This is a genomic window from Streptomyces sp. NPDC017991 (assembly GCF_044328075.1).
GTDB lineage: Bacteria > Actinomycetota > Actinomycetes > Streptomycetales > Streptomycetaceae > Streptomyces.
In genome coordinates this window covers 147,270-172,857 of record NZ_JBIRGP010000005.1, presented here as the reverse complement: position 1 = coordinate 172,857, position 25,588 = coordinate 147,270, and the positions used below count along the sequence as shown (strand labels likewise).

Here is a 25,588-nt window from a genome sequence, read left to right as displayed (position 1 = left end):
GCTCAGTTGTGGCCGAAACGCTTCTGGTGCTTGCGGGCGACATCGGCGGGGCTGCCCTGGATCTGCGACACCGGCGACTGCTGTGCCGGTGCCGAGGACCGCTCGGACTGCTCCTGCGTACGCTCCGGCTGCGACGAGCGGTCCTGTTCGCCGCCCTGCTTACGGTTCTTGTTCTTGGCCATGACGCTGCCTCCTACGGGGGATCAGGGGGCCCAAGCCCCCTAGGGCCGGACTCAGACTCACATAGGCTGAGGAGTCGCGCATTTCGGAGAATTACCGTGCGTAATAAGGTCTGTGGGCGAGTGATACGCCGATCCGCCACGCCGAAGATCGAGTTCCGGCCGTTAACCTCCGCGTGGTCGGGCAGACTCGAAGGAAGCCCGAAGCAAACCTCCCGGAAAGAGGGTGGATCGCGTGGACCGCTGCATCGTCCTGGTGGACGCCGGTTATTTGCTCGGGGCCGCTGCCAGTCTCCTCGCCGGGGAACCCTCGCGATCCCGGATCACCGTTGACCACGCCGCCCTCATCCAGGGGCTGCGCGAGCGCGCCGAGTCCGAGACGGATCGGCCCCTGCTGCGCATCTACTGGTTCGACGGCGCCCCCGACCGCGTACCGCAGCCGGAGCACCGCAGGCTGCGGGTGATGCCCCGGGTCACGGTGCGCCTCGGCGCGCTGACCCGCAGCGACGGGCGGTGGGCGCAGAAGGGCGTCGACGCCGCCATGCACGCCGAGCTCACGGAGCTGGCGCGCAACCGTGCCTGCTCCGACGTCGTGCTCGTCACCGGCGACGGGGATCTGCTGCCCGGCATGATGGCCGCCAAGGAGCACGGGGTCGCCGTGCACCTGTGGGCCGTACAGGCCGCGGACGGCGACTACAACCAGTCCGAGGACCTCGTCGCCGAGGCCGACGAGCGGCGGGTGCTCGACCGTATCTGGATCACCAAGGCCGTCCGGGCCAAGGACCTCGGCGGGGTCTGCGCGCCACCGCCCGTGCCGCGGCCCGAGATCGCGGCGATCCTCTCCGCGCCGCTGCCCGAGTCCGCGCTGACCTCCACGCTGGGGTCCGCCGGTGAGCGGGCCGTGGGGGAACGGACCGTGGCGGAGGACGAGCACACGCAGGCCGCGCCGGGCGAGAACGGCACGGAGGCGCGGGTGCCGGCCGCGAAGGGCGTTCCCACGCCGAAGGATCTGGCCGCGCTGCGGGCGCCCGGACCGCCCGGTGCGCCCGTCGGCTCGGCGGCGCAGCATCCCCCGAACGCGACGCTGCGCTGGTCGTCCGACAAGGGGTGGGTGGACCGGCCCGGCACCGCCGGCGCCGCCGAGAACGCGGAGGCCGCGCTGCTGCCGACGCTCGCGCAGCTCACCTCGGCCGAGCAGCGGTGGGCCGACCGTGAGGAGGACATCACCACGGTGGGCGGTGATCCGTTCGAGGTCGGGCAGGTGTTCGCCCGGCGGTGGATGGAGCGGCTGGCCGACCAGACGCAGCTGCCGAAGCTGTCCACGATGTATCCGCGGGTGCCGCACCGGATCGACGGGGAGCTGTTGCGGTACGCGGCGCGGTTCGGGCTGCTCGCGCACAAGGACGATCAGATCGATGAGCATGACCGGTATGCGATTCGGGCGGGGTTCTGGCGGGAGATCGATGTGCGGACCGCTACGGAGCACGCTCCCGCGGGGGAGTAGGTGGGGGGTGGCCTGCCGGGCCTTTAGCGGTGCGGGTGGGCGTGGTTCGGTGCTGTGCCGGGGCGTTGTGTGTCGGCTGCGGGTCGGTGGGGGTCGCTCGCGCAGTTCCCCGCGCCCCTGATGGGGTGCGGGTTTGTGTGTCCCTGAGGGCCGGTGGGGGCTTGTCGCGCCGTTCCCCGCGCCCCTGAGGGGGCGGTGGGGGCTTGGCGCGTGGTTTTTCGCGCCCCTGGTGGGCGCCCCGGGCGCCCGTTCCTGGCACGGTATGTCCGACCCGCGCGTTGTTCGGGGGGTGGGACCCCGTAGTCTCGGGTCTCGTGAGTACGCGCACCGCACAGGCAGTCCGGGACGGGCACGGTGGGGATGTCGTGTGTGCCGTGCGGGATCTTACGAAGACGTATCCGGCGGTGCGCGGCCGGCGCGGGCAACCCGCGACACCCGAGGTGCGGGCCACCGACGGGGTGCGCATCGACATCCGGCAGGGCGAGATCTTCGGGCTGCTCGGGCCGAACGGCGCCGGCAAGACCACCCTCGTACGCCAGCTGACCGGGCTGATGCGCCCCGACCGCGGCAGTGTCGAGATCCTCGGGCACGACATCGTGCGCCACCCCGAGCGGGCGTCGCGGATCCTCGCGTACCTCGGGCAGGAGTCCACCGCGCTCGACGAGCTGACCGTGTCGCTCGCCGCGGAGACCACCGGCCGGCTGCGCGGGCTCGACGTGCGCAGCGCGCGGGCCGAGCGGGACGCGGTCCTGGAGGAGCTGGGGCTCACCGCGCTCGCCTCGCGGCCCCTGAAGAAGCTCTCCGGCGGACAGCGGCGGCTCGCCTGCTTCGCCACCACCCTCGTCGGCGTACGGCCCTTCCTCGTCCTCGACGAGCCCACCACCGGCATGGACCCCGTCGCCCGCCGGGCCGTCTGGAGCGCTGTCGACCGGCGCCGGGCCGAGCACGCCACGACGGTCCTCCTGGTCACCCACAACGTCATCGAGGCGGAGACCGTCCTCGACCGGGTCGCCGTGCTCGACCGGGGCCGAGTCATCGCCTGCGACACCCCCTCCGGGCTCAAGGAACAGGTCGCCGGCGAGGTGCGGCTCGAACTCGTCTGGCGCGAGCGCGCCCCGCTCGACGTGCCCGAGGTCGCGGCCCTGCGTGACCGCGCCGTAGAGTCGGGCCGTCGCTGGTCCCTGCGGCTCTCTCCCGAGGAGGCCCGCGCGGCTGTCGCGGCGGTCACCGGCGGCGCCGCCTTCGCGGCCCTGGACGACTTCACGCTCGCCACGCCGAGCCTGGAGGACGTGTACCTGGCACTGGGCGGCAGCGCCGGGAGCGTACGGGGGTTGGTCAAGGCGTGAGCATTCGGGCCTCCGCAGCCGTACGGAACAGGTACGGACGGAACACGTGCGGACGGAACACGTGCCGACACAACAGGCACGGACGAGACAGGTACAGGACGACAGCCGAAGCGAACAGGAGCCGCTCGACGTGAGTGTCGTACCCGCCGAGGTCCTGCCCGGCGCAGCCCGTGCGGACGGGAGCCGGTCCGGTCACGGCACGGACACCGGGGACGGTGCCCGTGCCGTGGCCGCGCTCGGGCCGCGTGCGCGGCTGTGGCCGGCGCTGGCCGCCGTCTACCGGGCCCAGCTCTCCCGGGCCAGGGTGGCGCGGATCCCGCTGCTGTTCGTGGCGACCTTCCAGTCGATCGGGATCATGGTCCTGATGCGCGGGGTCGTGGACGGCGGCGGTGAGGCGCGGGCCGTGGTCGCCGGTTCGTCGGTCCTCGTGGTCGCGTTCGTCGCGCTCAACCTGCTCGCCCAGTACTTCGGCCAGCTGCGCGCCAGCGGCGGTCTCGACCACTACGCGACGCTGCCCGTGCCGCCCGCCGCCGTCGTGCTCGGCGCCGCCGCCGCGTACGCCTCCTTCACCGTGCCGGGGACGCTCGTGACCGCCGTCGTGGGCAGCGTCCTCTTCCAGCTGCCGCTGACGCACCTGTGGATCCTCATCGCCGTCATCCCGCTCGCGGGCGCGGCGCTGGCCGGGCTCGGCGCGGCGCTCGGACTGCTCGCGCCCCGCCCCGAACTGGCTACACTGCTGGGCCAGTTGGGCATGTCCGCCGCGCTGCTGCTCGGTGTGCTGCCGCCGGACCGGCTGCCGACGTTCGTGCAGTGGGCACGTGATCTGATGCCCTCCACCTACGGGGTGGAGGCGCTCGGGCTGACCTTCGGGCCGGACCCGGACTGGGGTCTCGTGCTGCTCGACCTCGCCGTGTGCGCGGGCGTCGGTGTCGCCTCGCTGGCCGTCGCGACCTGGGCCTACCGCCGGGCGGCCGTCCGGTGACGCGCCCGACAGGCGGGCCTGGCACGATGTCGGTGTGACCGCACCGCTGAACCCGCCTCCGCCGCCGCACCACCAGCCGCCGCACGACGCCTGGCAGGCGCCGCCCGCCGGGTACGGGCTCGGTCATCAGGAGGACGGTCCCGGAATGAAGACAGAGCTGCGCGAGGCCGTGGTCATCACGGTCGCGATGGCGGTCGGCGGACTGCTGCTCGGCGTCCTGTGGTGGTGGCTGGCACCGCACGTGCCACTCGTCTCGGACGACACCACCGTCTACCTCAAGGACACGGAGGGGGAGCAGGCCATCGGCGTGGACGGAACGTTCACTCTGCTGGCGCTCGCCCTCGGCCTGGTCAGCGCGCTGGGGGTGTTCCTCCTGCGGCGCGGGGGCGGCATCGCGCTCGTCGTCGCCCTCACCGTCGGCGGCGTCCTCGGCTCCCTGGTCGCCTGGCGTCTCGGCATCTGGCTCGGCCCCACCCAGGACGTGGTCGCGCACGCCAAGGGGGCCGGCAAGGGCGTCACCTTCGACGCCCCGCTGGAACTCGGCGCCAAGGGCGCGCTGCTCGCCTGGTCCGTCTCGGCCCTTCTGATCCACCTGGGCCTGACAGCCCTCTTCGCCCCGAGGGACCCGGACCCCTTCGAGTCCCCGTACCACCCGCAGGCATAGGGCGGCCACCCGGGGTGGGGCAGCCCCACAGGGGCGCGGGGAACTGCGCGCCCAGCCACAACGCACCCGCAGCCGACTCACAACACAGGGGCGCCGACTTACGGCCCAGCGGCCGACCCACGGACCGGGGGCCGACTCACAACTCAGGGGCCGACTCACGGACCGGCGGAGTGGTCACGACGGTCGGCGCCCGTGGTTCGCCCGGCCCTTCCGGATACGCCACTTCCGCTTACGCGTCTTCTTCGACATGTCCTCGGTACTTAACCGAGAACCCGGCCCCCGTCGAGAGGCCACGCACGCCCGTCGAGAGGTCAAGCCCGCCCGACGTCCGCCACCACCGCACCGGTGAGCCGCGCGAGGTCGTCGGGGGCGAGCTCGACCTCCAGCCCCCGCCGCCCCGCGGAGACGCAGATCGTGGCGTGCCCGCGCGCGGACGCGTCCAGCACCGTACGCAGCCGTTTGCGCTGCCCGAGCGGCGAGATGCCCCCGCGGACGTACCCCGTGGTGCGTTCCGCGGCGGCCGGATCGGCCATCGCGGCCCGTTTGCCGCCCACCGCCGCCGCCAGCGCCTTCAGGTCGAGGGAGCCCGCCACGGGCACGACGGCGACCGTCAGGTCCCCGTCGACGTCCGCGACCAGCGTCTTGAAGACCCGGTCCGGGGACACGCCCATGGCCTCGGCGGCCTCCTCCCCGTACGAGGGGTGCGCCGGGTCGTGTTCGTAGGCGTGGACCGTGAACTCGACCCCGGCCGCGGCGAGCACCACGGTCGCCGGTGTCCCGCCCGCCTGCTGCTGCTTCTTCGCCTTCCTGGCCAAGAGAGGTTCCTTCAGTTGAGGCTCGTCGGCCCGCGCGTCAGCTCCGACGCGGGCAGCGAGGGCAGATTGCGGATGATCGCGGTCTCCGCCCGCAGCAGCGTCAGCTCCTCGCGCAGCCGGGACGCCGTGTCCGGTGCCTGGAGCAGCCGCTGCTTCGCCGGGACGTCCAGCATCGCCGCCGCCGCGACCAGGTACGAGACGACGGACGGCTCGTCCGGCAGATCGGCCCCGGTCGCGAGAGACCGCTCCCGCGCGCCCGCCAGCCGCTTCTGGTACTGCCGGAAGGCCCGCAGCACCCCTTCCGCCAGCGCCCCGGCCTCCTCGCCGGGCTCCTCCGGCAGTTCCTCCAGTTCGGCCGTCAGATAGGCCCCTGAAGCGTCCACGGAGGCCAGCCGTACCCGGGTCGTCCCGGTGGCCAGTACCTCGAAGCTGCCGTCGGCCCGCTCCCGGATGGTCGCCGCGTCGGCGATACAGCCCACCGCGTGGAAGGCCTTCAGCGGTTCGTCGCCGAAGCCGGCCGAGGGCCCGCGCTGCGGTACGGCCGTCTGGTCGGGCATACCGGGCGAGGTGGCCGCGACCTCGTGGCCGTCGCGGATGGCGACGACGGCGAACCGGCGCGGTTCGTCCTCGGGGGTCTTGAGCAGATCGCGCATCATCGCGCGATAACGCTCCTCGAAGATGTTCAGCGGCAGGACGAGCCCGGGAAACAGCACCGAGTTCAGGGGGAAGAGTGGGAGCCGGACGGTGGTCACGACGCGAAAGCCTAATGGTCACCGGAGGGCGTACGTCCGCCGTGCTCACTCCGTGGATGGGGAAGATCCCCGATCCGTGTCCTCAGGGGCCGCTCCGAGGCCACCTGGATCCGGATCCCGTCGCGCAGTTCGAGGAACTGGCCGAGCGGATCGTCCGAGATCCGGTCCCAGGGGAACGAGGTGGCGTACGGGCCGATCCGGCGCAGTTGCTCCAGCGCGTCCTCCCAGCGTTCCAGTCTGACCAGCACATAGGTGAGGAGATTGCGGACCTCGGCGGGCCACGGGTCGGCGTCCTCGTACTCCGCGGAGAGTGCGATCGCCAGGTCGGCCGCCGAGTCGAGGCGCTCGCGGCCGACGGCGGCCCCGCCGTCCTCGGTCAGATAGGCGAAGGCCGCCCGCACGGGCAGCGCCTGGACCAGGGAGCCGGGCAGCGCGTCGTGGGCGGCGCGCTCGGCGAAGTCGAAGCACTCGCGGTGTGAGCCGTACCAGGCGGCGGACAGGTACTGCAGGGCGGCCACATGGCAGCCGTAGTGGTGCGGGGAGCGGCGCACGGCCTGCGCCCACAGCTGCTCGAACTCGGTGTGCGGCGCGTTCGTGCCACGGGCGTGGTCCAGCGCGATCCGCCACGGCACGGGGTCGCGCGGGGCGCCCTCGGCGGCGACGGAGATCAGTGGTCCGACCTGGCGCAGCAGCTCGGCGCGGGCCGGTGACCGCCAGCTCCGGCACACCGCAAGTTCGGCCTTGACCAGGGCCGCGTCCGGGTCGTGCGGGGCGGCGGAGCGCCAGTCGTCGAACCACTCGCCGCGGGAGAGGGCGAAGGCCGCGAGGCGGGTCGCGTACCGGTCCCGGTTCTCCCACTCGGCGGACTCGCGGGTGGTGGACAGCAGCTTGCCCGCCGGGCCGTACTCGCCGCGGCCCGCCGCGACCAGGGCCGGGCCGAGCCGCTCGTCGGGGGCGTCGAGCAGCACCTCGTCGTCGTCGGGCAGACCGGCGGCGAGACCCGAAGTGTTCCGCGCCATCCGGACCGTACGGAGGAGCGCTCGCAGCAGTGCCATGGTGGGTCCATTGAAAACCGCAGGTCGGACCCGTACCAGGGGGTGCGCGGTGACGCTTTCGTAACCCTGGTTTGGTTGCGTGAGAAACGGTCAAGGGCAGGTAAAAGGTGACTGTCGCTCAGGTGTCGGGCCGCTGTGCGGCACCCGTGCCGCCGGAGCCGGTCGCCCCGCGCGACAACCGCCGCTCACCCGCCGCTCAGCCCCTGCGGAGTGTGCGGGTCGCGCCCGCCGCCACCGTCGTCGCCAGGACCCAGCCGAGCAGGATCACCACGGCGGACAGCCACTGCCAGCCGCCGCGCAGCTGCCAGAAACCGGCCTGGCCGAGGTCGATGAGCGGCAGCAGCAGGTCCAGGGCGAACAGCGTCGGGTTCCACGGCGGATGCTCACCGCTCTTGAGCGGCGGATGGTCGGCGTGGGAGAAGGCGAGCGAGGTCGCCGCCCACAGCACCGCCATCCACAAGGCGGCCCGTCCCGGCCGGTATCCGTAGGCGACCGTCCAGTCCTGCGCGTACCCCCACAGCTTGGCCGCGATCGGCAGGTTCTCGCGGCGGTGGCGCTGCTTGGCGAGCAGCACCTCGCGCGCCTCCTCGTCCTCGCCGCCGTTGCGCAGCACGGTCGCCAGCCGCTCGTACGGCTCAGGGTTGTACTCGGGCGTGGCGGCGGCCACCCACTGCAGGCGCCGGATCAGCGGGAACGGGCCGCGCGGCACCAGGTACTCGTACTGGAAGCCGCCCATCTGCAGCTGGCCCGCGCCCGGCCAGCTGGTCGCCTGGTCGATGAGGGTGACCACCCGCGCCCCGTTCAGCACGACCCGCCCGCGCTGCGGACGCCGGCCGAGGAACCGCAGCTCGGGCACCTGGACGCGGCGCAGCGAGATCTCCTGGTCGTCGCGCAGGGTGAGGCGGGCCTGCTCGAAGTCCACCGCGTCGCCGAACCTGCCGTCGTCGAGCCGGATCCCGCCCTCGCACTCGAACCGCTGCACGCGGGTGCCGCGCGCGGGGGTCCGGCCGCTGGTCAGCACGGGGTCGCCGATACCCGCGGGGGTCAGATACATGGTGCGCTCGACGGTCAGCTGCGGTGCGTTCAGCGCCCGGCGCCCGTACGGATTGGCCAGCCGGCTGCCGCGCAGGCTGAGCGAGACGCCCACCTTCGCGCCGCGCAGGCTCAGTTCGCCGTGCGACTCCATCATCTCGGCCTGCAGATCCTGGCCGATGGTCATCCCGTCGCCGACGAGGGAGTTGTCGCGCCGGTCCCGGTAGATCACCGCCTGGTTGAGCAGCAGGTCCGTGCCTATCTGCGCGTCGGTGAGGCGCACGCCGTTGTAGAAGCGGCAGCGCGGCAGATGCAGATCGCCCTCGGTGTGCAGCCGGGCCGCCTCCAGCCGCGGTATCGCGCAGTCCACCAGCCGCAGGGTCGTGAACCGGGACTCCGGCAGCAGGATCTCCTTGTCGAAGCGGCAGCCCTTCATCTCGACGTACGGCTCGACCGTGCCGCCCGCGAGATCGAGCGGGTCGACGATCCGCACCCCGGCCAGCTTGAGGGAGGCCACGCGGCCGTCCAGCGCGGGCGGGCCGTTCAGCAGCAGCCAGCACACGATCCTGGCCCGTACCGTGCGCTCGGGGCCCCAGGGATGGTCACCGTGCGGATCGTCGGCGACGGTGTCCCCGGCCCGCAGGTCGTACACGCTGCCGTTGCGGAACGCCTGCCACATGCCGGCCTCGGCCGCGCTCAGGTCGTCGGGCAGTTCGCCGACGCGCAGGCCGGCCCCGTCGGTCACGGTGTTCTCTCACCCCTCAGTTACTCGCGAGTTCGTACAACCGTCACTGTGATGCCCGCTGAGTCGGCGTCTGAACGCCGAGAGTGACCATGGTGACTGTCAGTGACTACGGAGGGCTGGATCAAGCCACGAGCCGACCGATGATCCCCGGCTCGTATCAGCGATTGATACAGCCGCCCGATGCCCGACGGCCGTCTGAGAGAATTAGCTACGTGCTGCAACATTTCGCTATGGCCCGCATCGATCTGCGCGGCGACGCCCTCCCCGAGGGCCCCGCCCTGCGCGACCTGCTGCCCCGAGCCGACTTCGACGTCTCGGCCGCCCTGGAGAAGGTGCGTCCGATCTGCGAGGCCGTGCATCATCGCGGCGACGCGGCGCTGATCGACTACGCGGAGAAGTTCGACGGCGTACGCCTGGAGTCCGTACGGGTCCCCGCGCAGGCCCTCACGGACGCGCTCGAACAGCTCGACACGGCCGTCCGCGCGGCCCTGGAGGAGTCGATCCGCCGCGCCCGTATCGTCCATCGCGAGCAGCGCCGCGCCACGCACACCACCCAGGTGGTCCCCGGCGGCTCGGTGACCGAGAAGTGGGTGCCCGTCGACCGCGTCGGGCTGTACGCGCCCGGCGGCCGGTCGGTCTACCCGTCATCCGTGATCATGAACGTGGTCCCGGCGCAGGAGGCCGGCGTCGAGTCCATCGCGCTCGCCTCGCCCGCCCAGGCCGACTTCGGCGGCCTGCCGCACCCGACGATCCTGGCCGCCTGCGCGCTGCTCGGCGTCGACGAGGTGTACGCGGCCGGCGGCGCGACCGCCGTGGCGATGTTCGCGTACGGCACCGAGTCCTGCCCGCCCGCCAACATGGTCACGGGCCCCGGCAACATCTGGGTCGCCGCCGCCAAGCGCTACTTCGCGGGCCGGATCGGCATCGACGCCGAGGCCGGGCCGACCGAGATCGCGATCCTCGCCGACCGGAGCGCCGACCCCGTGCACGTCGCCTCCGACCTGATCAGCCAGGCCGAGCACGACCCGCTCGCCGCCGCCGTCCTCGTCACCGACTCGGTCGAGCTGGCCGACGCGGTCGCCGAGGAACTGGAACCGCAGGTCGCCGCCACCAAGCACATCGAGGACCGGATCGTCCCGGCGCTCGGCGGCAGGCAGTCCGCGATCGTGCTGGTCGACGGCGTGGAGGAGGGCCTGCGGGTGGTCAACGCCTACGGCGCCGAGCACCTGGAGATCCAGACGGCCGACGCGCACGCGGTCGCCGACCGGGTCACCAACGCCGGCGCGGTCTTCGTCGGCCCCTGGGCGCCCGTCTCGCTCGGCGACTACGCGGCCGGCTCCAACCACGTCCTGCCGACCGGCGGCTGCGCCTGCCACTCCTCGGGTCTGTCCGTCCAGTCGTTCCTCCGCGGCATCCACATCGTCGACTACACGCGCGACGCGCTGGCCGAGGTCGCCCACCACGTGGTGACGCTCGCGGAGGCGGAGGACCTTCCCGCCCACGGTGCGGCGGTCAAGGCCCGGTTCGGCTGGAAGGTGCCCGGCAAGTGAGTACTCCCGGCGGTTCCTCCAGCAGCTCCTCCGACAGCTCCCCCGGCAGCTCCTTCGGTATGGAAGACCTGCCCGTCCGCGACGAGCTGCGCGGAAAGTCCCCGTACGGCGCGCCCCAGCTCGACGTGCCCGTACGGCTCAACACCAACGAGAACCCGTACCCGCTGCCCGAACCGCTCGTCGAGCGGATCACCGAGCGGGTGCGCGAGGCCGCGCGCCACCTCAACCGCTACCCCGACCGGGACGCGGTGGAGCTGCGCACCGAACTGGCCGCCTACCTGACGAAGACCGGCAAGCACGTCGTCGGTGTCGAGAACGTGTGGGCGGCCAACGGCTCGAACGAGGTCATCCAACAGTTGCTGCAGACCTTCGGCGGGCCCGGCCGCACCGCGATCGGCTTCGAGCCCTCGTACTCGATGCACGGGCTGATCTCGCGCGGCACCGGGACCGGATGGATCTCCGGCCCCCGCAACGACGACTTCACGATCGACGTGGCCGCGGCCGAGAAGGCCATCGCCGAGCACCGGCCCGACGTCGTGTTCATCACCACCCCCAACAACCCCACGGGCAACGCGGTGCCGCCCGCCACGGTCCTCGCGCTGTACGAGGCGGCGCAGGCGGCCAGGGCCGGAACCGCCGGCGCGATGGTCGTCGTGGACGAGGCGTACGTCGAGTTCAGTCACGGTGAGTCACTGCTGCCGCTGCTCGAAGATCGGCCGAATCTCGTCGTCTCGCGCACCATGTCCAAGGCGTTCGGCGCGGCCGGGCTGCGCCTCGGCTACCTCGCCGCCCACCCGGCGGTGGTGGACGCCGTCCAGCTCGTACGGCTGCCGTACCACCTGTCGGCCGTCACCCAGGCGACCGCGCTGGCCGCCCTGGAGCACACCGACACACTGCTCGGGTACGTCGAGCAGCTGAAGACCGAGCGTGACCGGCTGGTGGCCGAACTGCGCGCGCTGGGCTTCGCGGTGACCGAGTCCGACGCCAACTTCGTCCAGTTCGGACGGTTCGACGGCGCGAACGGCTCGCACGAGGCCTGGCGGCGGATCCTCGACCGGGGCGTCCTGGTCCGGGACAACGGCGTACCGGGATGGCTGCGGGTCACCGCAGGCACCCCCGCCGAGAACGACGCGTTCCTCGACGCGGTCCGTGAGCTGCCGCGTGAGCTGTCACGCGCACTGCCGCGTGAGTTGCAGACATCCGTGCCCGTGGGGGACACCCCCGCACCCCCGAAGGAGCAGAGCGCATGAGCCGCGTAGGCCGTGTCGAACGGAACACCAAGGAGACCTCCGTCGTCGTCGAGATCGACCTCGACGGCAGCGGAAAGGTCGATGTGTCGACAGGCGTCGGCTTCTACGACCACATGCTCGACCAGCTCGGCCGGCACGGTCTCTTCGACCTGACCGTGAAGACCGAGGGCGACCTGCACATCGACTCGCACCACACCATCGAGGACACCGCCCTCGCCCTGGGCGGCGCCTTCAAGCAGGCACTCGGCGACAAGGTCGGCATCTACCGCTTCGGCAACTGCACCGTCCCGCTGGACGAGTCGCTCGCCCAGGTCACCGTCGACCTCTCCGGCCGCCCCTACCTCGTGCACACCGAGCCCGAGAAGATGGCGCCGATGATCGGCGAGTACGACACGACGATGACCCGGCACATCCTGGAGTCCTTCGTCGCCCAGGCGCAGATCGCCCTGCACGTGCACGTGCCGTACGGGCGCAACGCCCACCACATCGTGGAGTGCCAGTTCAAGGCGCTCGCCCGGGCCCTGCGGTACGCCTCCGAGCGCGACCCGCGCGCGGCGGGCATCCTTCCCTCCACGAAGGGCGCGCTGTAAGCATGAGCGGCCTCTCCACCATCCTGATCGTCGTCGGGCTCTTCCTGCTCGGCGGCATCTACTCCTTCGTCAAGCAGCAGATGCCCAGGAGCCTCATCGTCCTGCTGTCCATCGGCGCGGCCATGTGCCTCGTGGCCGGTGTCGTCCGCCTGGAGGTGTGGAATTGAGTACCTCCTCCAAGCGGGTCGTCGTCTTCGACTACGGCTTCGGGAACGTCCGGTCCGCCGAACGCGCTCTCGCGCGCGCGGGCGCCGAGGTCGAGATCACCCGTGACTTCGACAGGGCCATGAACGCGGACGGGCTGCTGGTACCGGGCGTCGGCGCCTTCGCCGCCTGCATGAAGGGCCTGCGGGAGGCGCGCGGCGACTGGATCGTCGGCCGCCGCCTCGCCGGCGGGCGCCCGGTCCTGGGCATCTGCGTCGGTATGCAGATCCTCTTCGAGCGCGGCATCGAACACGGCGTCGAGACCGAGGGCCTCGACGAGTGGCCCGGCTCGGTCGAGCCGCTGCAGGCCGACATCGTCCCCCACATGGGCTGGAACACCGTCGAGCCGCCGGCGGGCACCCAGCTCTTCGCCGGCCTCGACGCCGACGCGCGCTTCTACTTCGTGCACTCGTACGCCGTCCACGACTGGTCCCTGGAGACCGCGAACCCGGCGATGCGCTCACCGCTCGTCACCTGGTCCACGCACGGCAAGCCCTTCGTGGCGGCCGTCGAGAACGGCGCCCTGTGGGCCACCCAGTTCCACCCCGAGAAGTCCGGCGACGCCGGAGCCCAGCTGCTCACCAACTGGATCGGAACCCTGTAGACCATGGCCAAGCTCGAACTCCTCCCCGCCGTCGACGTCCGCGACGGCCAGGCCGTCCGGCTCGTGCACGGCGAGTCCGGCACGGAGACCTCGTACGGTTCCCCGCTCGACGCCGCCCTCGCCTGGCAGCGGTCCGGCGCCGAGTGGCTGCACCTGGTGGACCTGGACGCCGCGTTCGGCACGGGCGACAACCGCGCGCTGATCGCCGAGGTCGCCCGCGCCATGGACATCAAGGTGGAGCTGTCCGGCGGCATCCGCGACGACGACACGCTCGCCGCGGCCCTCGCCACCGGCTGCACCCGCGTGAACCTCGGCACCGCCGCCCTGGAGACCCCCGAATGGGTCGCCAAAATCATCGCCGAGCACGGCGACAAGATCGCGGTCGGCCTCGACGTACGCGGCACCACCCTGCGCGGACGCGGCTGGACCCGGGACGGCGGCGACCTCTACGAGACGCTGGAGCGCCTCGACAAGGAGGGCTGCGCGCGGTACGTCGTCACCGACATCGCCAAGGACGGCACGCTCCAGGGGCCGAACCTGGAGCTCCTGAAGAACGTCTGCGCGGCCACCGACCGACCCGTCGTCGCCTCCGGAGGCGTGTCCTCGCTGGACGACCTCCGCGCGATCGCCGAGCTCGTCTCCCTCGGCGTCGAGGGCGCGATCGTCGGCAAGGCCCTGTACGCCGAGGCCTTCACCCTGGAAGAGGCACTCGCGGCGGTGGCCGGATGAGTGCCGTACGACGCGTCACGACCGGCGCACCCTGGGAAGAGGCCTTCGGCTACTCCCGCGCGGTGGAACTGCCGAACGGCCTGGTGCTGGTCGCCGGCTGCACCTCCGTGGTGGACGGCCAGATCGCCGGGGGAGGCCCGTACGAGCAGGCCGTCAACTCCTTCAAGGTCGCCCTCGCGGCCCTGGAGCAGCTCGGCCTCGGTCGCGAGCACGTCGTCCGTACGCGCATGTACCTCACGCACGCCCGGGACGTGGAGGACATCGGCCGCGCCCACAAGGAGTTCTTCGACGCGGTCCGGCCGGCCGCCTCGATGATCATCGTCTCCGGTTTCGTGGACCCCGGCCTGGTGGTCGAGGTCGAGGTGGAGGCGTACCGGGAGGCGGCGGGCCGGGAGGCGGCATCCGGCGGGGAGTCCGGCTCATGACCCTCGCCGTACGCGTCATCCCCTGCCTGGACGTCGACAACGGCCGGGTCGTCAAGGGCGTCAACTTCCAGAACCTGCGTGACGCGGGCGACCCCGTCGAGATGGCCAAGGTGTACGACGCCGAGGGCGCCGACGAGCTGACGTTCCTGGACATCACCGCGTCCTCCGGCAACCGTGAGACCACCTACGACGTGGTGCGCCGCACCGCCGAGCAGGTGTTCATCCCGCTCACGGTGGGCGGCGGCGTACGCACCGCCGAGGACGTCGACAAGCTGCTGCGGGCCGGGGCCGACAAGGTCGGCGTGAACACCGCCGCCATCGCCCGACCCGACCTGATCCGCGAGATCGCGGAGCGCTTCGGACGGCAGGTGCTGGTCCTGTCGGTGGACGCGCGCAGGACGGCCGCCGGAACCTTCGAGGTGACCACCCACGGCGGTCGCGAGGGCACCGGCATCGACGCCGTCGAGTGGGCGCACCGGGCCGCCGAGCTGGGCGCGGGCGAGATCCTGCTCAACTCGATGGACGCCGACGGCACCAAGGACGGCTACGACCTGGAGATGATCGGGGCCGTGCGCAAGCACGTCACGGTCCCGGTCATCGCCTCTGGCGGCGCGGGCAGCCTCGCCGACTTCCCGCCGGCCGTCACCGCGGGCGCGGACGCCGTGCTCGCCGCCTCCGTCTTCCACTTCGGCGATCTGAGGATCGGCCAGGTGAAGCAGTCGCTGCGGGAGGCCGGACACCCCGTACGGTGACGCCCCACCGAAGCTGAACCGACACGGACGAGAGCCCCGACCGCCGAGCGGCCGGGGCTCTTCCCCGTGCCGAACCGCGGGACGGGAAGCTGCGGGAGGGAACCCGCGAGATGGGAAAGAAAAGTTGCGCAGTTTTTATTGCGCAACTTTTCTTTTGTATCTACGGTGCTGTCATGACCGGCACGGAGAACCACCCGATCACGGACCTGGGCACCCTCAAGGCCCTCGCCCACCCCTTGCGGATGCAGCTGTACCGGGGCCTGTGCGTGGCCCGCACCGCCACCGCCTCCCAGCTCGCCGAGCAGGTCGACGAAGCCGTCTCCCTGGTCAGCTACCACCTGCGCAAACTGGCCGAGCACGGACTGATCGAGGCGGCCGACCCACAGAGCGGCGACGCCCGCGAGCGCTGGTGGCAGCCCGCCACCCAGGGTGTGAGCCTCAGGGACCAGGACTTCCGGGACGTTCCGGAGCGGGCCGCCGCACACCTCGCCGCCACCCGGCTCTTCCACCAGCAGCGGTCCGACATGTACCGCCGCTACCTCGACGAACGCCTCATCTGGGGCCCCGAGTGGAACTCCGCCGCCCCGGACAACGAGTCCCTGCTGCGGCTGACCGCCGCCGAACTCGCCGAGCTGAGCGCGGAGCTGCTGGCCCTCGCGAAGAAGTACGACGAGAAGGGGCGTGCCGCCGAGGCCGCCGGCGCGACCGAGGGGCGCGAGAACGTCGCGCTGCACGCGCTCGCGTTCCCGTTCCGCACCTGACAGTCCGTGCGTCCGAGAGAGGCCACCGACGTGACCGTCACTCCCGCGATCTCCGAAACGGCCACGCCGGCCGCTGACCGCCCCGCCCACCGCGACCCCGACGTCCTGCGCTGGCTCGGCGCGTACGCCTCCTCGGCGATCGGCGACAACGTCTACTACGTGGCGCTGTCCTGGGCCGCCGTGCGGTCCGGTACGCCCTCGCAGGCCGGGCTCGTGATGGCGGCGAGCGCCGTACCGCGCGCCCTGCTCATGCTGGGCGGGGGAGTGATCGCCGACCGTTTCGGCCCGCGTCGCGTGCTGCTCACCGGCAGCGGCGTGCGGTGCGCGGCGGTGCTCACCGTCGCCGTCCTGCTGCTCGTCAGCAGCCCCGGGCTGTGGCTGCTCGGGGTGCTCGCTCTGGTCTTCGGCGTGGTCGACGCCGTGCTCATGCCCGCGCTCGGCGCGCTGCCGGCCCGGATCACCGCCCGTGGCCAGCTGGCCCGCGTGCAGGGCATGCGCGGCATGGCGAGCCGTCTCGCAGGCGTCCTGGGTGCCCCGCTCGGCGGCCTCGGAGTGGCCTTCGGCGGCGCCGCGGCGGCCTTCGGCGCGGCCGCGCTGCTCTTCGCGGTCTCACTGCCGCTGCTGGCGGCCGTCCGGATCGGCCGGCAGCCGCACGAGGGGCGACCCGCAGGGGAGCTGCCTGCGGGAAAGGAGGGGCGCGCGGGGCCGGAAGGGAGCGGCACACGGGAGCTGCCCGCCGGACTGGGTGCGCCCGGCGGCTCCGAGCAGGTTGCGGCGCCGGAGACATCTGCCGGGCCGGAGGAGGCCGTCGCACCACAGGGGTCCGGTCGACCGTCGGCCGCGCGGGATGTGCGGGACGGCCTGGAGTACATCCTGCGCAACCCCGTCCTCGCCCGGCTCATGGTGGTCATCGCGCTGAGCGACCTGGGTTTCGTCGGGCCGCTGAACGTCGGACTGACGCTGCTGGCCGACGAACGCGGCTGGGGTGCCTCGGGGATGGGCTGGGTGCTGGCCGGCTTCGGGGCCGGGGCGGGAGCGATGTCCCTGCTGCTGACCGTGCGGGGACGGGTGCCGCGCGCGGGGCTGGTGCTGTCCGTGACGATCGCCGTCGGGGCCGTCGCCGTCGGGGCGATCGCGTACGTGCCGACGCTCGCCGCAGCCGTCGGCGTGGCGCTCGCCGTCGGCCTGCTCGCCGGACTGAGCGGGGCGTTGTGCGGGGCGCTGATGCAGACCGAGTCGGATCCCGCGTTCGTCGGGCGGGTGACCTCCGTGGCGAATCTCTTCAGTCTGGGGCTCGCCCCGCTCACGTTCCCGCTGACCGGCGCGGCGATCACGCTCTGGGGGACCGGCCCCGTCTTCGCCGCCAGCGCGGGAGTGTGCGCGCTCGGCGGGCTGACGGGGCTCGGCTCCGGGGCGTTGCGCCGCGCGGAACTTCCTAGGTGAGGGGGACGGCCCGCGCGGTCACCCGCGCCCTTGAGGGGCGCGGGCCCGCATCAGCGGCCCGCAGACCCATAGACCTGCAGACCCGCAGATCCATAGATCCGCAGGGTCGGTCTACAGGCCCAGTTGTTTTGTTTCCTGGAGCTTGGCGATCGCGTCCTTGTCGCCGTCCACCTCCACATCGGCCACGCCCTGCCGGCCGTGGGCGAAGAGGACCAGCTCGGAGGGTTCGCCGGTGACCGTGACCACGGGCGTGCCCTTGTGGGCGACGACCGTCTGGCCGTCCGGGCGGCGCAGGACCAGACCGGTGGGCGCGCCCCGGCCCATCAGCCGGGCCGCGCGTTCGAGACGGGACCACAAGGCGTCCTGGAAGACCGGGTCGAGCACCCGGGGAACCCAGTCGGGCCGCGCACGGCGTACGTCCTCGGTGTGGACGTAGAACTCGATCGCGTTCGACGCCTCGTCGATCTGCTTCAGGGAGAACGGCGAGAAACGCGGCGGTCCCGTACGGATGAGCTGGATCAGCTCCTCGTACGGCTTCGCGGCAAACTCCGCCATCACCCGGTCGAGCCTTGAGGCGAGCTGCTTGATCAGGATGCCGCCGGCGGCGTCCGGGCGGCGCTCGCGCACCACGACATGGGCGGCGAGATCACGGGTGTTCCAGCCCTCGCACAGAGTGGGGGCGTCCGGCCCCTCGGCCTCCAACAGATCGGCGAGGAGAAGTCGTTCACGCTTCGCATGGGTCGACATGTCTGCCAGCCTACGACCGCTCCGGCGGTCCGCCCACTCCTCCGGGCCATCGATCTCCGCTCTCAGCCAGTGGACGCCGTCCGGGAGCGGGCGGCCGGCGCGGCACAATGGTCGGCATGACCAGCACGCCCACGCCCAGCAGGCCCAGCGGCCTGGACCCCGAGATCGCCGCACGCCTCAGGCGCGGCGCCGACGGGCTCGTACCCGCCATCGCCCAGCAGTACGACACCGGTGAGGTGCTGATGCTCGGCTGGATGGACGACGAGGCGCTGCATCGCACGCTGACGACCGGCCGGTGCACCTACTGGTCGCGCAGCCGCCAGGAGTACTGGGTCAAGGGCGACACCTCCGGGCACTTCCAGTGGGTCAAGTCCGTCGCGCTCGACTGCGACGCCGACACCGTGCTGGTCAAGGTCGACCAGGTGGGCGCCGCCTGCCACACCGGCGACCGCACCTGCTTCGACGCCGACGTGCTCCTCAAGGACGCCGGAGACGCCGGAGACGCCGGTTCCGGCGTGCCCGCCGTGGATCAGTAAGGTCAGCGGCCATGGACCTCGACACCTTCCGCAAGCTGGCCACCGACCGGCGTGTCATCCCCGTCAGCCGCAAGCTCCTCGCGGACGGCGACACGCCCGTCGCGCTCTACCGCAAGCTCGCCGCCGAACGCCCCGGCACGTTTCTCCTGGAGTCCGCGGAGAACGGCCGCACGTGGTCCCGCTACTCCTTCGTGGGGGTCCGCTCCGCCGCCACCCTCACCGAGCGCGACGGACAGGCGCACTGGCTGGGCACCCCGCCCGTCGGGGTCCCGGCCGACGGCGACCCCCTCGCGGCGCTGCGCGCCACCATCGAGACCCTGCACACCCCGCACGACCTCGCCGACGGCCAGGCGCTTCCGCCGTTCACGGGCGGCATGGTCGGCTACCTCGGCTACGACATCGTGCGCCGCCTGGAGAAGATCGGCCCCGGTGAGCGCGACGACCTGAAGCTGCCCGAACTGACCATGCTGCTCACCAGTGACCTCGCGGTCCTGGACCACTGGGACGGCTCGGTCCTGCTGATCGCCAACGCGATCAACCACAACGATCTCGACACGGGCGTCGACGAGGCCTTCCACGACGCCGTGGCCCGCCTCGACGCCATGGAGGCGGACCTCTCGCGGCCCGTCTCGCAGCCGCCGGCCGCGCTTCCGCCGTCCGAGCTCCCCGAGTACACCGCGCTGTGGGGCGGCCCCGACTACCAGGTCGCCGTCGAGGACATCAAGGAGCGCATCCGGGCGGGCGAGGCCTTCCAGGTCGTCCCCTCCCAGCGTTTCGAGACGGCGTGCACGGCGAGCGCGCTGGACGTCTACCGGGTCCTGCGGGCGACCAACCCCTCCCCGTACATGTACCTCTTCCGCTTCGACGGCTTCGACGTCGTGGGGTCCTCCCCGGAGGCCCTGGTCAAGGTCGAGGACGGGCGGGCGATGGTCCACCCCATCGCCGGCACCCGGCCGCGCGGCGCCACCGTCCAGGAGGACCAGGCCCTCGCCGACGAGCTGATCTCCGACCCCAAGGAGCGCGCCGAGCACCTGATGCTCGTCGACCTGGGCCGCAACGACCTGGGGCGGGTCTGCGAGCCGGGCTCGGTGGAGGTCGTCGACTTCATGTCCATCGAGCGCTACTCGCACGTCATGCACATCGTGTCGACCGTCACCGGCAAGGTCGCCGAGGGCCGTACGGCCTTCGACGTACTGACCGCCTGCTTCCCCGCCGGTACCCTCTCCGGCGCCCCCAAGCCCCGCGCGATGCAGATCATCGACGAACTGGAGCCCTCGCGGCGCGGTCTGTACGGCGGCTGCGTCGGCTACCTCGACTTCGCGGGCGACTCCGACACCGCCATCGCCATCCGTACGGCCCTGCTGCGGGACGGGACGGCGTACGTGCAGGCGGGCGCCGGGGTCGTCGCCGACTCGGATCCCGTCGCCGAGGACACCGAGTGCCGCAACAAGGCGGCGGCGGTCCTGCGCGCGGTCCACACGGCCAACCGGCTCGCCTGACGGGCGCCCGCCCGACGGGCCCGGGGCGGCCCACGTGACGAGGTCGATGACGAGGGCGATGCTGAAGTCGATGACGAGGTCGATGACGAGGTCGACAAGGAGACATTCGCGGGCAGTGCGACGTGGCTCACGTGTCCTCGGGTGACGGTTCGCCCGGAGTTCAGGCGATAGTGGGGTACGTGACTGCTGTACCGCACCCCCGATCCGAAGCTCCCGGGCCCGCCCGTTCCGGCCGCCGAAGCCTCGCCGTCGCCCTGTTGTCCGGCGCGCTCGGCGCGGCCCTCGTGCTGCTCGCCACCCGGCGCGGCTGGTCGGGCGGCACGGCGACCGTGGCCGGTGGCGACTTCCCGCTGAGCGCCTCAGGCAGTGACGTCACGGGCGTCCCCGCCTCCCTGGCGATCGTGGGACTCGCCTCCCTCGTCGCCGTCTTCGCCGTCCGCCGGGCCGGCCGCTTCCTGGTCGCCGGGCTCCTCGCGCTCTCCGGCGCGGGCACGATCGCCGCGGCGCTCCTCGGTCTCTCCGACAGCTCCGCGCTGGACGAGAAGGCCGCGGCGGCCACCGGGGACACCGCCGCGACCGTGGGCACCATGACGCACACCGGCTGGCCGTACGTGGCCGCGGTGGGCGGACTGCTGCTGTTGCTCGCGGGGCTGCTGGCGCTGCGGTACGGGCGGTCGTGGCCGACCATGTCGGGGCGGTACGAGCGGGACGGGACGCCTCGGCCCCGGCGCGTTCGGGCGCCCGTCGATCCCGATCGGCCCGAGGAGATTTGGAAGGCGCTGGACCGGGGCGAGGACCCTACCGGGGCGTGACCGTTCCACGGCGCGTCGCGTTTCAGGGTGCGGGTCCGGTGGGGGTCGTTCGCGCAGTTCCCCGCGCCCCTTAAGGGCAAAAGATCGCGCCGTTCCCCGCGCCCCTCATGGGTGCGGTCGACCCCCGCGCACCCGCACCCGTCCGCGAACCCCAGTGGAACCGCACACACTCCCGTGCGGGACAATGGGAGCGAGCGTCCGGCTCATACACGTACAGCAACGAGGAGCAAGTCATGGCGGGCAGCAGCCACGGCCACACCCCGGCCGCCTGGACCGGTGTCATCATCGCCTTCATCGGTTTCTGCGTCTCCGGTGCCTTCATGGTGCTGGCCAGCCCGCTGGGCTTCTGGGCCGGCATGGTGATCGTCGTCCTCGGCGGCGTGGTCGGCGTGGCGATGCGCGCGGCGGGCCTCGGCCAGCCGAAGAACTCGCACCCCACCCACCAGGTGGCGTCGGCCGAGAGCTGACCACGGCGAGCTGCCCAGGAGGCGGGTCCGGCTCGTAAAGGGCCGGGACCGCCTCCCGCCATGTGCGGCCGACACCCCGGCGCGGCAGAATGCGACGCGTGAACGCCGAATCCCAGAGGGTGACGCCCGCTCCCGGATCCGTGGCCGCCGCCGTGGCCGCGGTACGGCGGCTCGCCGTGCCCGGCGGGATCCTGCTGGCCGTCGCCGCGGCCTTCGCGTACGTGGGAGCCGTCGACCCGAACGAACCCGGCCACTACCCCGCCTGCCCACTGCTCCGCCACACGGGCCTGTACTGCCCCGGCTGCGGAGGGCTGCGCAGCGCCCACGCCGTCGTGCACGGGGACCTGGGGGCGGCCTTCGGGGCCAACGCGCTCGCCGTGCTCGGCTATCTGGTCTTCGCCGTGCTGTGGGCCGTCTGGGTGGTCCGCACGGCCCGGGGCCGCCCGATGCGCGTCGATCCCGGGCCGTCCCTGCTGTGGAGCCTGGGCGCGTTGACGCTGGTCTTCACCGTTGTCCGGAACCTGCCGTTCGGTGGCTGGCTGCACCCTTGATCAACAGCGAACGTCCAGGTAGTGGGACCGGCGTCAACCGGATGTGAGGCCCGAGCCCTCCTGCGGATACCATCGCAGTGACCACCGGTTTCGCCCGATGCGACGAAACCCGGTCGACAGCAGGACCGCTTCGACCGCTTAACCGCTTCAACCGTTCACCGTCAGGGAAGGGGGCCGCTCGCGTGAGTGTGCTCGACGAGATCATCGACGGAGTCCGTGCCGACCTCGCGGAACGGCAGGCGCGCGTCAGCCTCGACGAGCTCAAGGAGCGCGCCGCGAAGGCTCAGCCTGCCAAGGACGGTGTCGCGGCCCTGCGCGGCGACGGCGTCAAAGTCATCTGCGAGGTCAAGCGCTCCAGCCCGTCCAAGGGCGCCCTCGCCGCGATCGCCGACCCCGCAGCCCTCGCCGCGGACTACGAGGCGGGCGGCGCGGCCGTCATCTCCGTGCTCACCGAGCAGCGCCGCTTCGGCGGCTCCCTCGCCGACCTGGAGGCCGTCCGGGCCCGGGTCGACATCCCGGTGCTGCGCAAGGACTTCATCGTCACGTCGTACCAGCTGTGGGAGGCCCGGGCGTACGGGGCCGACCTCGCGCTGCTCATCGTGGCCGCCCTCGACCAGCCCGCCCTGGAGTCCCTCGTCGAGCGCGCCGAGTCCATCGGGCTCACCCCGCTCGTCGAGGTGCACGACGAGGACGAGATCGACCGGGCGGTGGACGCCGGGGCGAAGGTCATCGGCGTCAACGCGCGCAACCTCAAGGACCTCAAGGTCGACCGCGGCACCTTCGAGCGCATCGCGCCCGAGATCCCCGCGCACATCGTGAAGATCGCCGAGTCCGGTGTCCGCGGCCCGCACGACCTCATCGCCTACGCCAACGCGGGCGCCGACGCCGTACTCGTCGGTGAGTCCCTGGTGACCGGCCGGGACCCGAAGACCGCCGTCTCGGACCTGGTCGCCGCGGGCGCGCACCCCGCGCTGCGGCACGGACGGGGCTGACCTCTCCCGATGAACGCCGGCCGCATCCCCGCCGCGACCACCCGTCCGGGCTTCCGCCCCGACGGTCGTCCGGCGTGCGTCCGGTCCGTCGCCGCGGGGATCTCACCGGCCGCCGGCCCCTACGCCCGGCTCGCCCGCGGCTGCCGTCCGCGCGGCTGCCGGGCGCCCGCGCGGCGCGTGCACGGTCGCCGGGTGCGGTACGTCATCGGCGACGAGCCGGGTCAGGTGAACGGCATGCGATGGCGTCGGCGCGTGTCACCTGCGGTGGGCTGAGCCGCGTTCTAGCGTTCCGCTGGAGGTCCGGCGATTACCCGCGGGCCGGTGGGGGCTGGTCGCGCAGTTCCCCGCGCCCCTTCGGGGCGCTGCCTCATCGACGGTGACATGCGATCCACGTAACTCCATTCCTACCAATCCCGGGGCCGACGCCCCTGCGAGGTAACCGCATGTCCAGCGAGTTCTTCATTCCCGACCCCGACGGCCAAATTCCCAGTGCTGAGGGCTACTTCGGCGCGTTCGGCGGCAAGTTCATCCCGGAGGCGCTGGTCGCCGCCGTGGACGAGGTCGCCGTCGAGTACGACAAGGCCAAGTCCGACCCGGAGTTCGCCCGGGAACTGGACGACCTGCTCGTCCACTACACCGGTCGGCCCAGCTCCCTCACCGAGGTCGAGCGGTTCGCCGAGCACGCCGGGGGCGCCCGGATCTTCCTGAAGCGGGAAGACCTCAACCACACCGGCTCCCACAAGATCAACAACGTGCTCGGCCAGGCCCTCCTCACCAAGCGCATGGGCAAGACCCGCGTCATCGCCGAGACCGGCGCCGGACAGCACGGCGTCGCCACGGCCACCGCGTGCGCGCTGTTCGGCCTCGAATGCACCATCTACATGGGCGAGATCGACACGCGGCGCCAGGCCCTGAACGTGGCCCGGATGCGCATGCTCGGCGCCGAGGTCATCGCCGTGAAGTCCGGCAGCCGCACGCTGAAGGACGCCATCAACGAGGCCTTCCGCGACTGGGTCGCCAACGTCGACCGCACCCACTACCTGTTCGGCACGGTCGCCGGACCGCACCCCTTCCCGGCGATGGTCCGCGACTTCCACCGCGTCATCGGCGTCGAGGCCAGGCGGCAGATCCTGGAGCGCGCGGGCCGCCTCCCCGACGCGGCCGTGGCCTGCGTCGGCGGCGGTTCGAACGCCATCGGCCTCTTCCACGCCTTCATCCCGGACGCGGACGTACGCCTCATCGGCTGCGAGCCCGCCGGACACGGCATCGAGACCGGCGAGCACGCGGCCACCCTGACGGCCGGCGAACCGGGCATCCTGCACGGCTCCCGCAGTTACGTCCTCCAGGACGAGGAGGGCCAGATCACCGAGCCCTACTCGATCTCGGCCGGACTGGACTACCCGGGCATCGGTCCCGAGCACGCCTACCTCAAGGACAGCGGCCGGGGCGAGTACCGGGCCGTCACCGACGACGCGGCCATGCAGGCACTGCGCCTGCTCTCCCGCACCGAGGGCATCATCCCGGCGATCGAGAGCGCCCACGCGCTCGCCGGAGCCCTGGAGGTCGGCAGGGAACTCGGCCCGGACGGGCTGATCGTCGTCAACCTCTCGGGCCGCGGCGACAAGGACATGGACACGGCCGCGCGGTACTTCGGCCTGTACGACGAGGGCGCGGACGCCGTCGTGGAGGCGGACGCCGACAGTGACACCGCCGAGATCGAGGGGGACGCCAAGTGAGCGGCAACGTACAGCTGTTGAGTGACACCCTCGCCGGGGCGAAGGCGGCGGGCCGGTCCGCGCTGATCGCGTACCTGCCGGCGGGATTCCCGACCGTGGACGGCGGCATCGCGGCGATCAGGGCCGTCTTCGACGGCGGCGCGGACGTCGTCGAGGTCGGGCTGCCGCACAGCGACCCCGTCCTGGACGGACCCGTCATCCAGACCGCCGACGACATCGCCCTGCGTGGCGGCGTCAAGATCGCGGACGTGATGCGCACGGTCCGCGAGGCGTACGAGGCGACCGGGAAGCCGGTGCTCGTGATGACGTACTGGAACCCCATCGACCGCTACGGCGTCGAGCGCTTCACCGCCGAGCTGGCCGAGGCGGGCGGCGCCGGGTGCATCCTGCCCGACCTCCCCGTCCAGGAGTCGGCGCTGTGGAGGGAGCACGCGGAGAAGCACGGCCTCGCGACCGTCTTCGTCGTCGCCCCGAGCAGCAAGGACGCCCGCCTCGCCGACATCACCGCGGCCGGTTCCGGCTTCGTGTACGCGGCCTCGCTGATGGGGGTCACCGGCACCCGCGCGTCCGTGGGCGCCCAGGCGCAGGACCTCGTCCGGCGCACCAAGGCCACCACCGACCTGCCGGTCTGTGTCGGCCTCGGCGTCTCGAACGCCGTACAGGCGGCCGAGGTCGCCGGCTTCGCCGACGGCGTCATCGTCGGTTCGGCCTTCGTGAAGCTGATGCTGGACGCCCCCGACGAGGCCGCGGGCCTGGACGCCGTACGCGCTCTCGCCGCCGACCTGGCCAAGGGCGTGCGCGGCGCGGTGTAGCGACACGGTGTGATGAACGGTTCGCTCACTCGAACGGGTGGACCTGGGGCCGGG

Annotated in this window: 29 protein-coding genes; 23 read left to right on the top strand and 6 right to left on the bottom strand. The window is 72.3% G+C overall.

The genetic code is table 11. The annotated features are described in order from the left end of the window. Positions 1–2 precede the first annotated feature (2 nt). Complete coding sequence (locus tag ACH4DZ_RS17080) at positions 3–182, bottom strand: hypothetical protein (RefSeq protein WP_398287923.1); 180 nt, start codon at positions 180–182, stop codon at positions 3–5. Between the two features lie 232 nt (positions 183–414). On the opposite strand from ACH4DZ_RS17080, the gene ACH4DZ_RS17075 reads away from it, so the two are divergent. From ACH4DZ_RS17075 to ACH4DZ_RS17060, 4 genes are all read left to right on the top strand, one after another. Continuing rightward, a complete protein-coding gene (locus tag ACH4DZ_RS17075) occupies positions 415–1,683 on the top strand; it encodes an NYN domain-containing protein (protein WP_398287922.1) in 1,269 nt (422 codons plus the stop codon). A gap of 314 nt (positions 1,684–1,997) precedes the next feature. Continuing rightward, positions 1,998–3,029 carry an ABC transporter ATP-binding protein gene (locus ACH4DZ_RS17070; protein WP_398287921.1) on the top strand — a complete coding sequence of 344 codons (1,032 nt, stop codon included), beginning with the start codon at positions 1,998–2,000 and terminating at the stop codon, positions 3,027–3,029. A 130-nt stretch (positions 3,030–3,159) separates the two neighbouring features. Next, entirely contained in the window at positions 3,160–4,011 is an 852-nt protein-coding gene (locus tag ACH4DZ_RS17065) for an ABC transporter permease (protein ID WP_398287920.1), read from the top strand. Between the two features lie 34 nt (positions 4,012–4,045). Further along, positions 4,046–4,675 (top strand): AAA family ATPase, encoded by a 630-nt coding sequence (locus tag ACH4DZ_RS17060; protein ID WP_398287919.1) that lies wholly within the window; start codon positions 4,046–4,048, stop codon positions 4,673–4,675. A gap of 311 nt (positions 4,676–4,986) precedes the next feature. Here the strand turns inward: ACH4DZ_RS17060 and ybaK are convergent, their stop codons facing one another. The 4 genes from ybaK to ACH4DZ_RS17040 form a co-directional block, all read right to left on the bottom strand. Beyond that, positions 4,987–5,490, bottom strand: coding sequence for a Cys-tRNA(Pro) deacylase (ybaK, locus tag ACH4DZ_RS17055; RefSeq protein WP_398287918.1), 504 nt, complete (start codon positions 5,488–5,490; stop codon positions 4,987–4,989). Positions 5,491–5,501: 11 nt separating this feature from the next. Next, positions 5,502–6,242 (bottom strand): LON peptidase substrate-binding domain-containing protein, encoded by a 741-nt coding sequence (locus ACH4DZ_RS17050; protein WP_398287917.1) that lies wholly within the window; start codon positions 6,240–6,242, stop codon positions 5,502–5,504. Positions 6,243–6,253: 11 nt separating this feature from the next. Beyond that, positions 6,254–7,297, bottom strand: a complete 1,044-nt coding sequence (locus ACH4DZ_RS17045; protein WP_398287916.1) for a hypothetical protein — start codon at positions 7,295–7,297, stop codon at positions 6,254–6,256. A 196-nt stretch (positions 7,298–7,493) separates the two neighbouring features. Further along, the gene (locus ACH4DZ_RS17040) at positions 7,494–9,074 is read right to left on the bottom strand and encodes an oxidoreductase (protein WP_398287915.1); all 1,581 of its coding nucleotides are present in this window, start codon (positions 9,072–9,074) and stop codon (positions 7,494–7,496) included. A 230-nt stretch (positions 9,075–9,304) separates the two neighbouring features. On the opposite strand from ACH4DZ_RS17040, the gene hisD reads away from it, so the two are divergent. From hisD to ACH4DZ_RS16990, 10 genes are all read left to right on the top strand, one after another. Next, the gene (hisD, locus tag ACH4DZ_RS17035; RefSeq protein WP_398287914.1) at positions 9,305–10,624 is read left to right on the top strand and encodes a histidinol dehydrogenase; all 1,320 of its coding nucleotides are present in this window, start codon (positions 9,305–9,307) and stop codon (positions 10,622–10,624) included. Positions 10,625–10,683: 59 nt separating this feature from the next. Continuing rightward, positions 10,684–11,874 (top strand): histidinol-phosphate transaminase, encoded by a 1,191-nt coding sequence (locus ACH4DZ_RS17030; protein WP_398288304.1) that lies wholly within the window; start codon positions 10,684–10,686, stop codon positions 11,872–11,874. Further along, a complete protein-coding gene (hisB, locus tag ACH4DZ_RS17025; RefSeq protein WP_055518513.1) occupies positions 11,871–12,464 on the top strand; it encodes an imidazoleglycerol-phosphate dehydratase HisB in 594 nt (197 codons plus the stop codon). The genes ACH4DZ_RS17030 and hisB overlap by 4 nt, the downstream gene beginning before the upstream one ends. 2 nt (positions 12,465–12,466) lie before the next feature. After that, positions 12,467–12,631 (top strand): hypothetical protein, encoded by a 165-nt coding sequence (locus ACH4DZ_RS17020; RefSeq protein ID WP_398287913.1) that lies wholly within the window; start codon positions 12,467–12,469, stop codon positions 12,629–12,631. After that, entirely contained in the window at positions 12,622–13,272 is a 651-nt protein-coding gene (hisH, locus tag ACH4DZ_RS17015; protein WP_398287912.1) for an imidazole glycerol phosphate synthase subunit HisH, read from the top strand. Before ACH4DZ_RS17020 ends, hisH begins: the two co-directional genes overlap by 10 nt. A gap of 3 nt (positions 13,273–13,275) precedes the next feature. Then, complete coding sequence (gene priA / locus ACH4DZ_RS17010; RefSeq protein ID WP_398287911.1) at positions 13,276–14,001, top strand: bifunctional 1-(5-phosphoribosyl)-5-((5-phosphoribosylamino)methylideneamino)imidazole-4-carboxamide isomerase/phosphoribosylanthranilate isomerase PriA; 726 nt, start codon at positions 13,276–13,278, stop codon at positions 13,999–14,001. After that, positions 13,998–14,426: a RidA family protein gene (locus tag ACH4DZ_RS17005; protein WP_398287909.1), complete on the top strand. Its 429-nt coding sequence runs from the start codon at positions 13,998–14,000 to the stop codon at positions 14,424–14,426. Before priA ends, ACH4DZ_RS17005 begins: the two co-directional genes overlap by 4 nt. Next, on the top strand, positions 14,423–15,178 hold the full coding sequence (gene hisF, locus ACH4DZ_RS17000) for an imidazole glycerol phosphate synthase subunit HisF (RefSeq protein WP_398287908.1): 756 nt from the start codon (positions 14,423–14,425) through the stop codon (positions 15,176–15,178). The genes ACH4DZ_RS17005 and hisF overlap by 4 nt, the downstream gene beginning before the upstream one ends. A 173-nt stretch (positions 15,179–15,351) precedes the next feature. Further along, on the top strand, positions 15,352–15,939 hold the full coding sequence (locus tag ACH4DZ_RS16995) for a helix-turn-helix domain-containing protein (protein ID WP_398287907.1): 588 nt from the start codon (positions 15,352–15,354) through the stop codon (positions 15,937–15,939). Between the two features lie 30 nt (positions 15,940–15,969). Then, entirely contained in the window at positions 15,970–17,382 is a 1,413-nt protein-coding gene (locus ACH4DZ_RS16990) for an MFS transporter (protein ID WP_398287906.1), read from the top strand. Between the two features lie 111 nt (positions 17,383–17,493). Here the strand turns inward: ACH4DZ_RS16990 and ACH4DZ_RS16985 are convergent, their stop codons facing one another. Further along, a complete protein-coding gene (locus ACH4DZ_RS16985; protein ID WP_398287905.1) occupies positions 17,494–18,129 on the bottom strand; it encodes a TIGR03085 family metal-binding protein in 636 nt (211 codons plus the stop codon). 116 nt (positions 18,130–18,245) lie between these two features. Here ACH4DZ_RS16985 and hisI point away from each other — a divergent pair, with 116 nt between their 5' ends. The 9 genes from hisI to trpA all read left to right on the top strand — a co-directional run bounded on the left by hisI (position 18,246) and on the right by trpA (position 25,534). Continuing rightward, entirely contained in the window at positions 18,246–18,665 is a 420-nt protein-coding gene (hisI, locus tag ACH4DZ_RS16980) for a phosphoribosyl-AMP cyclohydrolase (protein ID WP_398287904.1), read from the top strand. A gap of 11 nt (positions 18,666–18,676) precedes the next feature. Beyond that, positions 18,677–20,164: an anthranilate synthase component I gene (locus ACH4DZ_RS16975; protein WP_398287903.1), complete on the top strand. Its 1,488-nt coding sequence runs from the start codon at positions 18,677–18,679 to the stop codon at positions 20,162–20,164. A 170-nt stretch (positions 20,165–20,334) separates the two neighbouring features. Further along, a complete protein-coding gene (locus ACH4DZ_RS16970; protein WP_398288303.1) occupies positions 20,335–20,976 on the top strand; it encodes a TIGR02234 family membrane protein in 642 nt (213 codons plus the stop codon). 233 nt (positions 20,977–21,209) lie between these two features. Then, on the top strand, positions 21,210–21,443 hold the full coding sequence (locus ACH4DZ_RS16965) for an HGxxPAAW family protein (protein ID WP_398287902.1): 234 nt from the start codon (positions 21,210–21,212) through the stop codon (positions 21,441–21,443). An 89-nt stretch (positions 21,444–21,532) separates the two neighbouring features. Beyond that, positions 21,533–21,994 carry a DUF2752 domain-containing protein gene (locus tag ACH4DZ_RS16960; RefSeq protein WP_398287901.1) on the top strand — a complete coding sequence of 154 codons (462 nt, stop codon included), beginning with the start codon at positions 21,533–21,535 and terminating at the stop codon, positions 21,992–21,994. A 182-nt stretch (positions 21,995–22,176) separates the two neighbouring features. Continuing rightward, positions 22,177–22,986: an indole-3-glycerol phosphate synthase TrpC gene (gene trpC / locus ACH4DZ_RS16955; protein ID WP_398287900.1), complete on the top strand. Its 810-nt coding sequence runs from the start codon at positions 22,177–22,179 to the stop codon at positions 22,984–22,986. Positions 22,987–22,995: 9 nt separating this feature from the next. Next, positions 22,996–23,259, top strand: coding sequence for a tryptophan biosynthesis modulator TrpM (gene trpM / locus ACH4DZ_RS16950; protein ID WP_398287899.1), 264 nt, complete (start codon positions 22,996–22,998; stop codon positions 23,257–23,259). A gap of 170 nt (positions 23,260–23,429) precedes the next feature. Further along, the gene (gene trpB, locus ACH4DZ_RS16945) at positions 23,430–24,722 is read left to right on the top strand and encodes a tryptophan synthase subunit beta (RefSeq protein ID WP_398287898.1); all 1,293 of its coding nucleotides are present in this window, start codon (positions 23,430–23,432) and stop codon (positions 24,720–24,722) included. Beyond that, a complete protein-coding gene (gene trpA / locus ACH4DZ_RS16940) occupies positions 24,719–25,534 on the top strand; it encodes a tryptophan synthase subunit alpha (RefSeq protein ID WP_398287896.1) in 816 nt (271 codons plus the stop codon). The genes trpB and trpA overlap by 4 nt, the downstream gene beginning before the upstream one ends. The last annotated feature ends 54 nt before the right edge of the window (positions 25,535–25,588 follow it).

Bases quoted from the DNA above. Each gene is read 5' to 3' on its own strand.
- ACH4DZ_RS17080 (WP_398287923.1), bottom strand. From the start codon at position 182: ATGGCCAAGAACAAGAACCGTAAGCAGGGCGGCGAACAGGACCGCTCG.
- ACH4DZ_RS17045 (WP_398287916.1), bottom strand. From the start codon at position 7,297: ATGGCACTGCTGCGAGCGCTCCTCCGTACGGTCCGGATGGCGCGGAAC.
- hisD (WP_398287914.1), top strand. From the start codon at position 9,305: ATGGCCCGCATCGATCTGCGCGGCGACGCCCTCCCCGAGGGCCCCGCC.
- ACH4DZ_RS17030 (WP_398288304.1), top strand. From the start codon at position 10,684: ATGGAAGACCTGCCCGTCCGCGACGAGCTGCGCGGAAAGTCCCCGTAC.
- hisB (WP_055518513.1), top strand. From the start codon at position 11,871: ATGAGCCGCGTAGGCCGTGTCGAACGGAACACCAAGGAGACCTCCGTC.
- ACH4DZ_RS17020 (WP_398287913.1), top strand. From the start codon at position 12,467: ATGAGCGGCCTCTCCACCATCCTGATCGTCGTCGGGCTCTTCCTGCTC.
- priA (WP_398287911.1), top strand. From the start codon at position 13,276: ATGGCCAAGCTCGAACTCCTCCCCGCCGTCGACGTCCGCGACGGCCAG.
- ACH4DZ_RS17005 (WP_398287909.1), top strand. From the start codon at position 13,998: ATGAGTGCCGTACGACGCGTCACGACCGGCGCACCCTGGGAAGAGGCC.
- hisF (WP_398287908.1), top strand. From the start codon at position 14,423: ATGACCCTCGCCGTACGCGTCATCCCCTGCCTGGACGTCGACAACGGC.
- ACH4DZ_RS16995 (WP_398287907.1), top strand. From the start codon at position 15,352: ATGACCGGCACGGAGAACCACCCGATCACGGACCTGGGCACCCTCAAG.
- ACH4DZ_RS16985 (WP_398287905.1), bottom strand. From the start codon at position 18,129: ATGTCGACCCATGCGAAGCGTGAACGACTTCTCCTCGCCGATCTGTTG.
- hisI (WP_398287904.1), top strand. From the start codon at position 18,246: ATGACCAGCACGCCCACGCCCAGCAGGCCCAGCGGCCTGGACCCCGAG.
- ACH4DZ_RS16975 (WP_398287903.1), top strand. From the start codon at position 18,677: ATGGACCTCGACACCTTCCGCAAGCTGGCCACCGACCGGCGTGTCATC.
- ACH4DZ_RS16965 (WP_398287902.1), top strand. From the start codon at position 21,210: ATGGCGGGCAGCAGCCACGGCCACACCCCGGCCGCCTGGACCGGTGTC.
- ACH4DZ_RS16960 (WP_398287901.1), top strand. From the start codon at position 21,533: ATGCGACGCGTGAACGCCGAATCCCAGAGGGTGACGCCCGCTCCCGGA.
- trpM (WP_398287899.1), top strand. From the start codon at position 22,996: ATGAACGCCGGCCGCATCCCCGCCGCGACCACCCGTCCGGGCTTCCGC.
- trpB (WP_398287898.1), top strand. From the start codon at position 23,430: ATGTCCAGCGAGTTCTTCATTCCCGACCCCGACGGCCAAATTCCCAGT.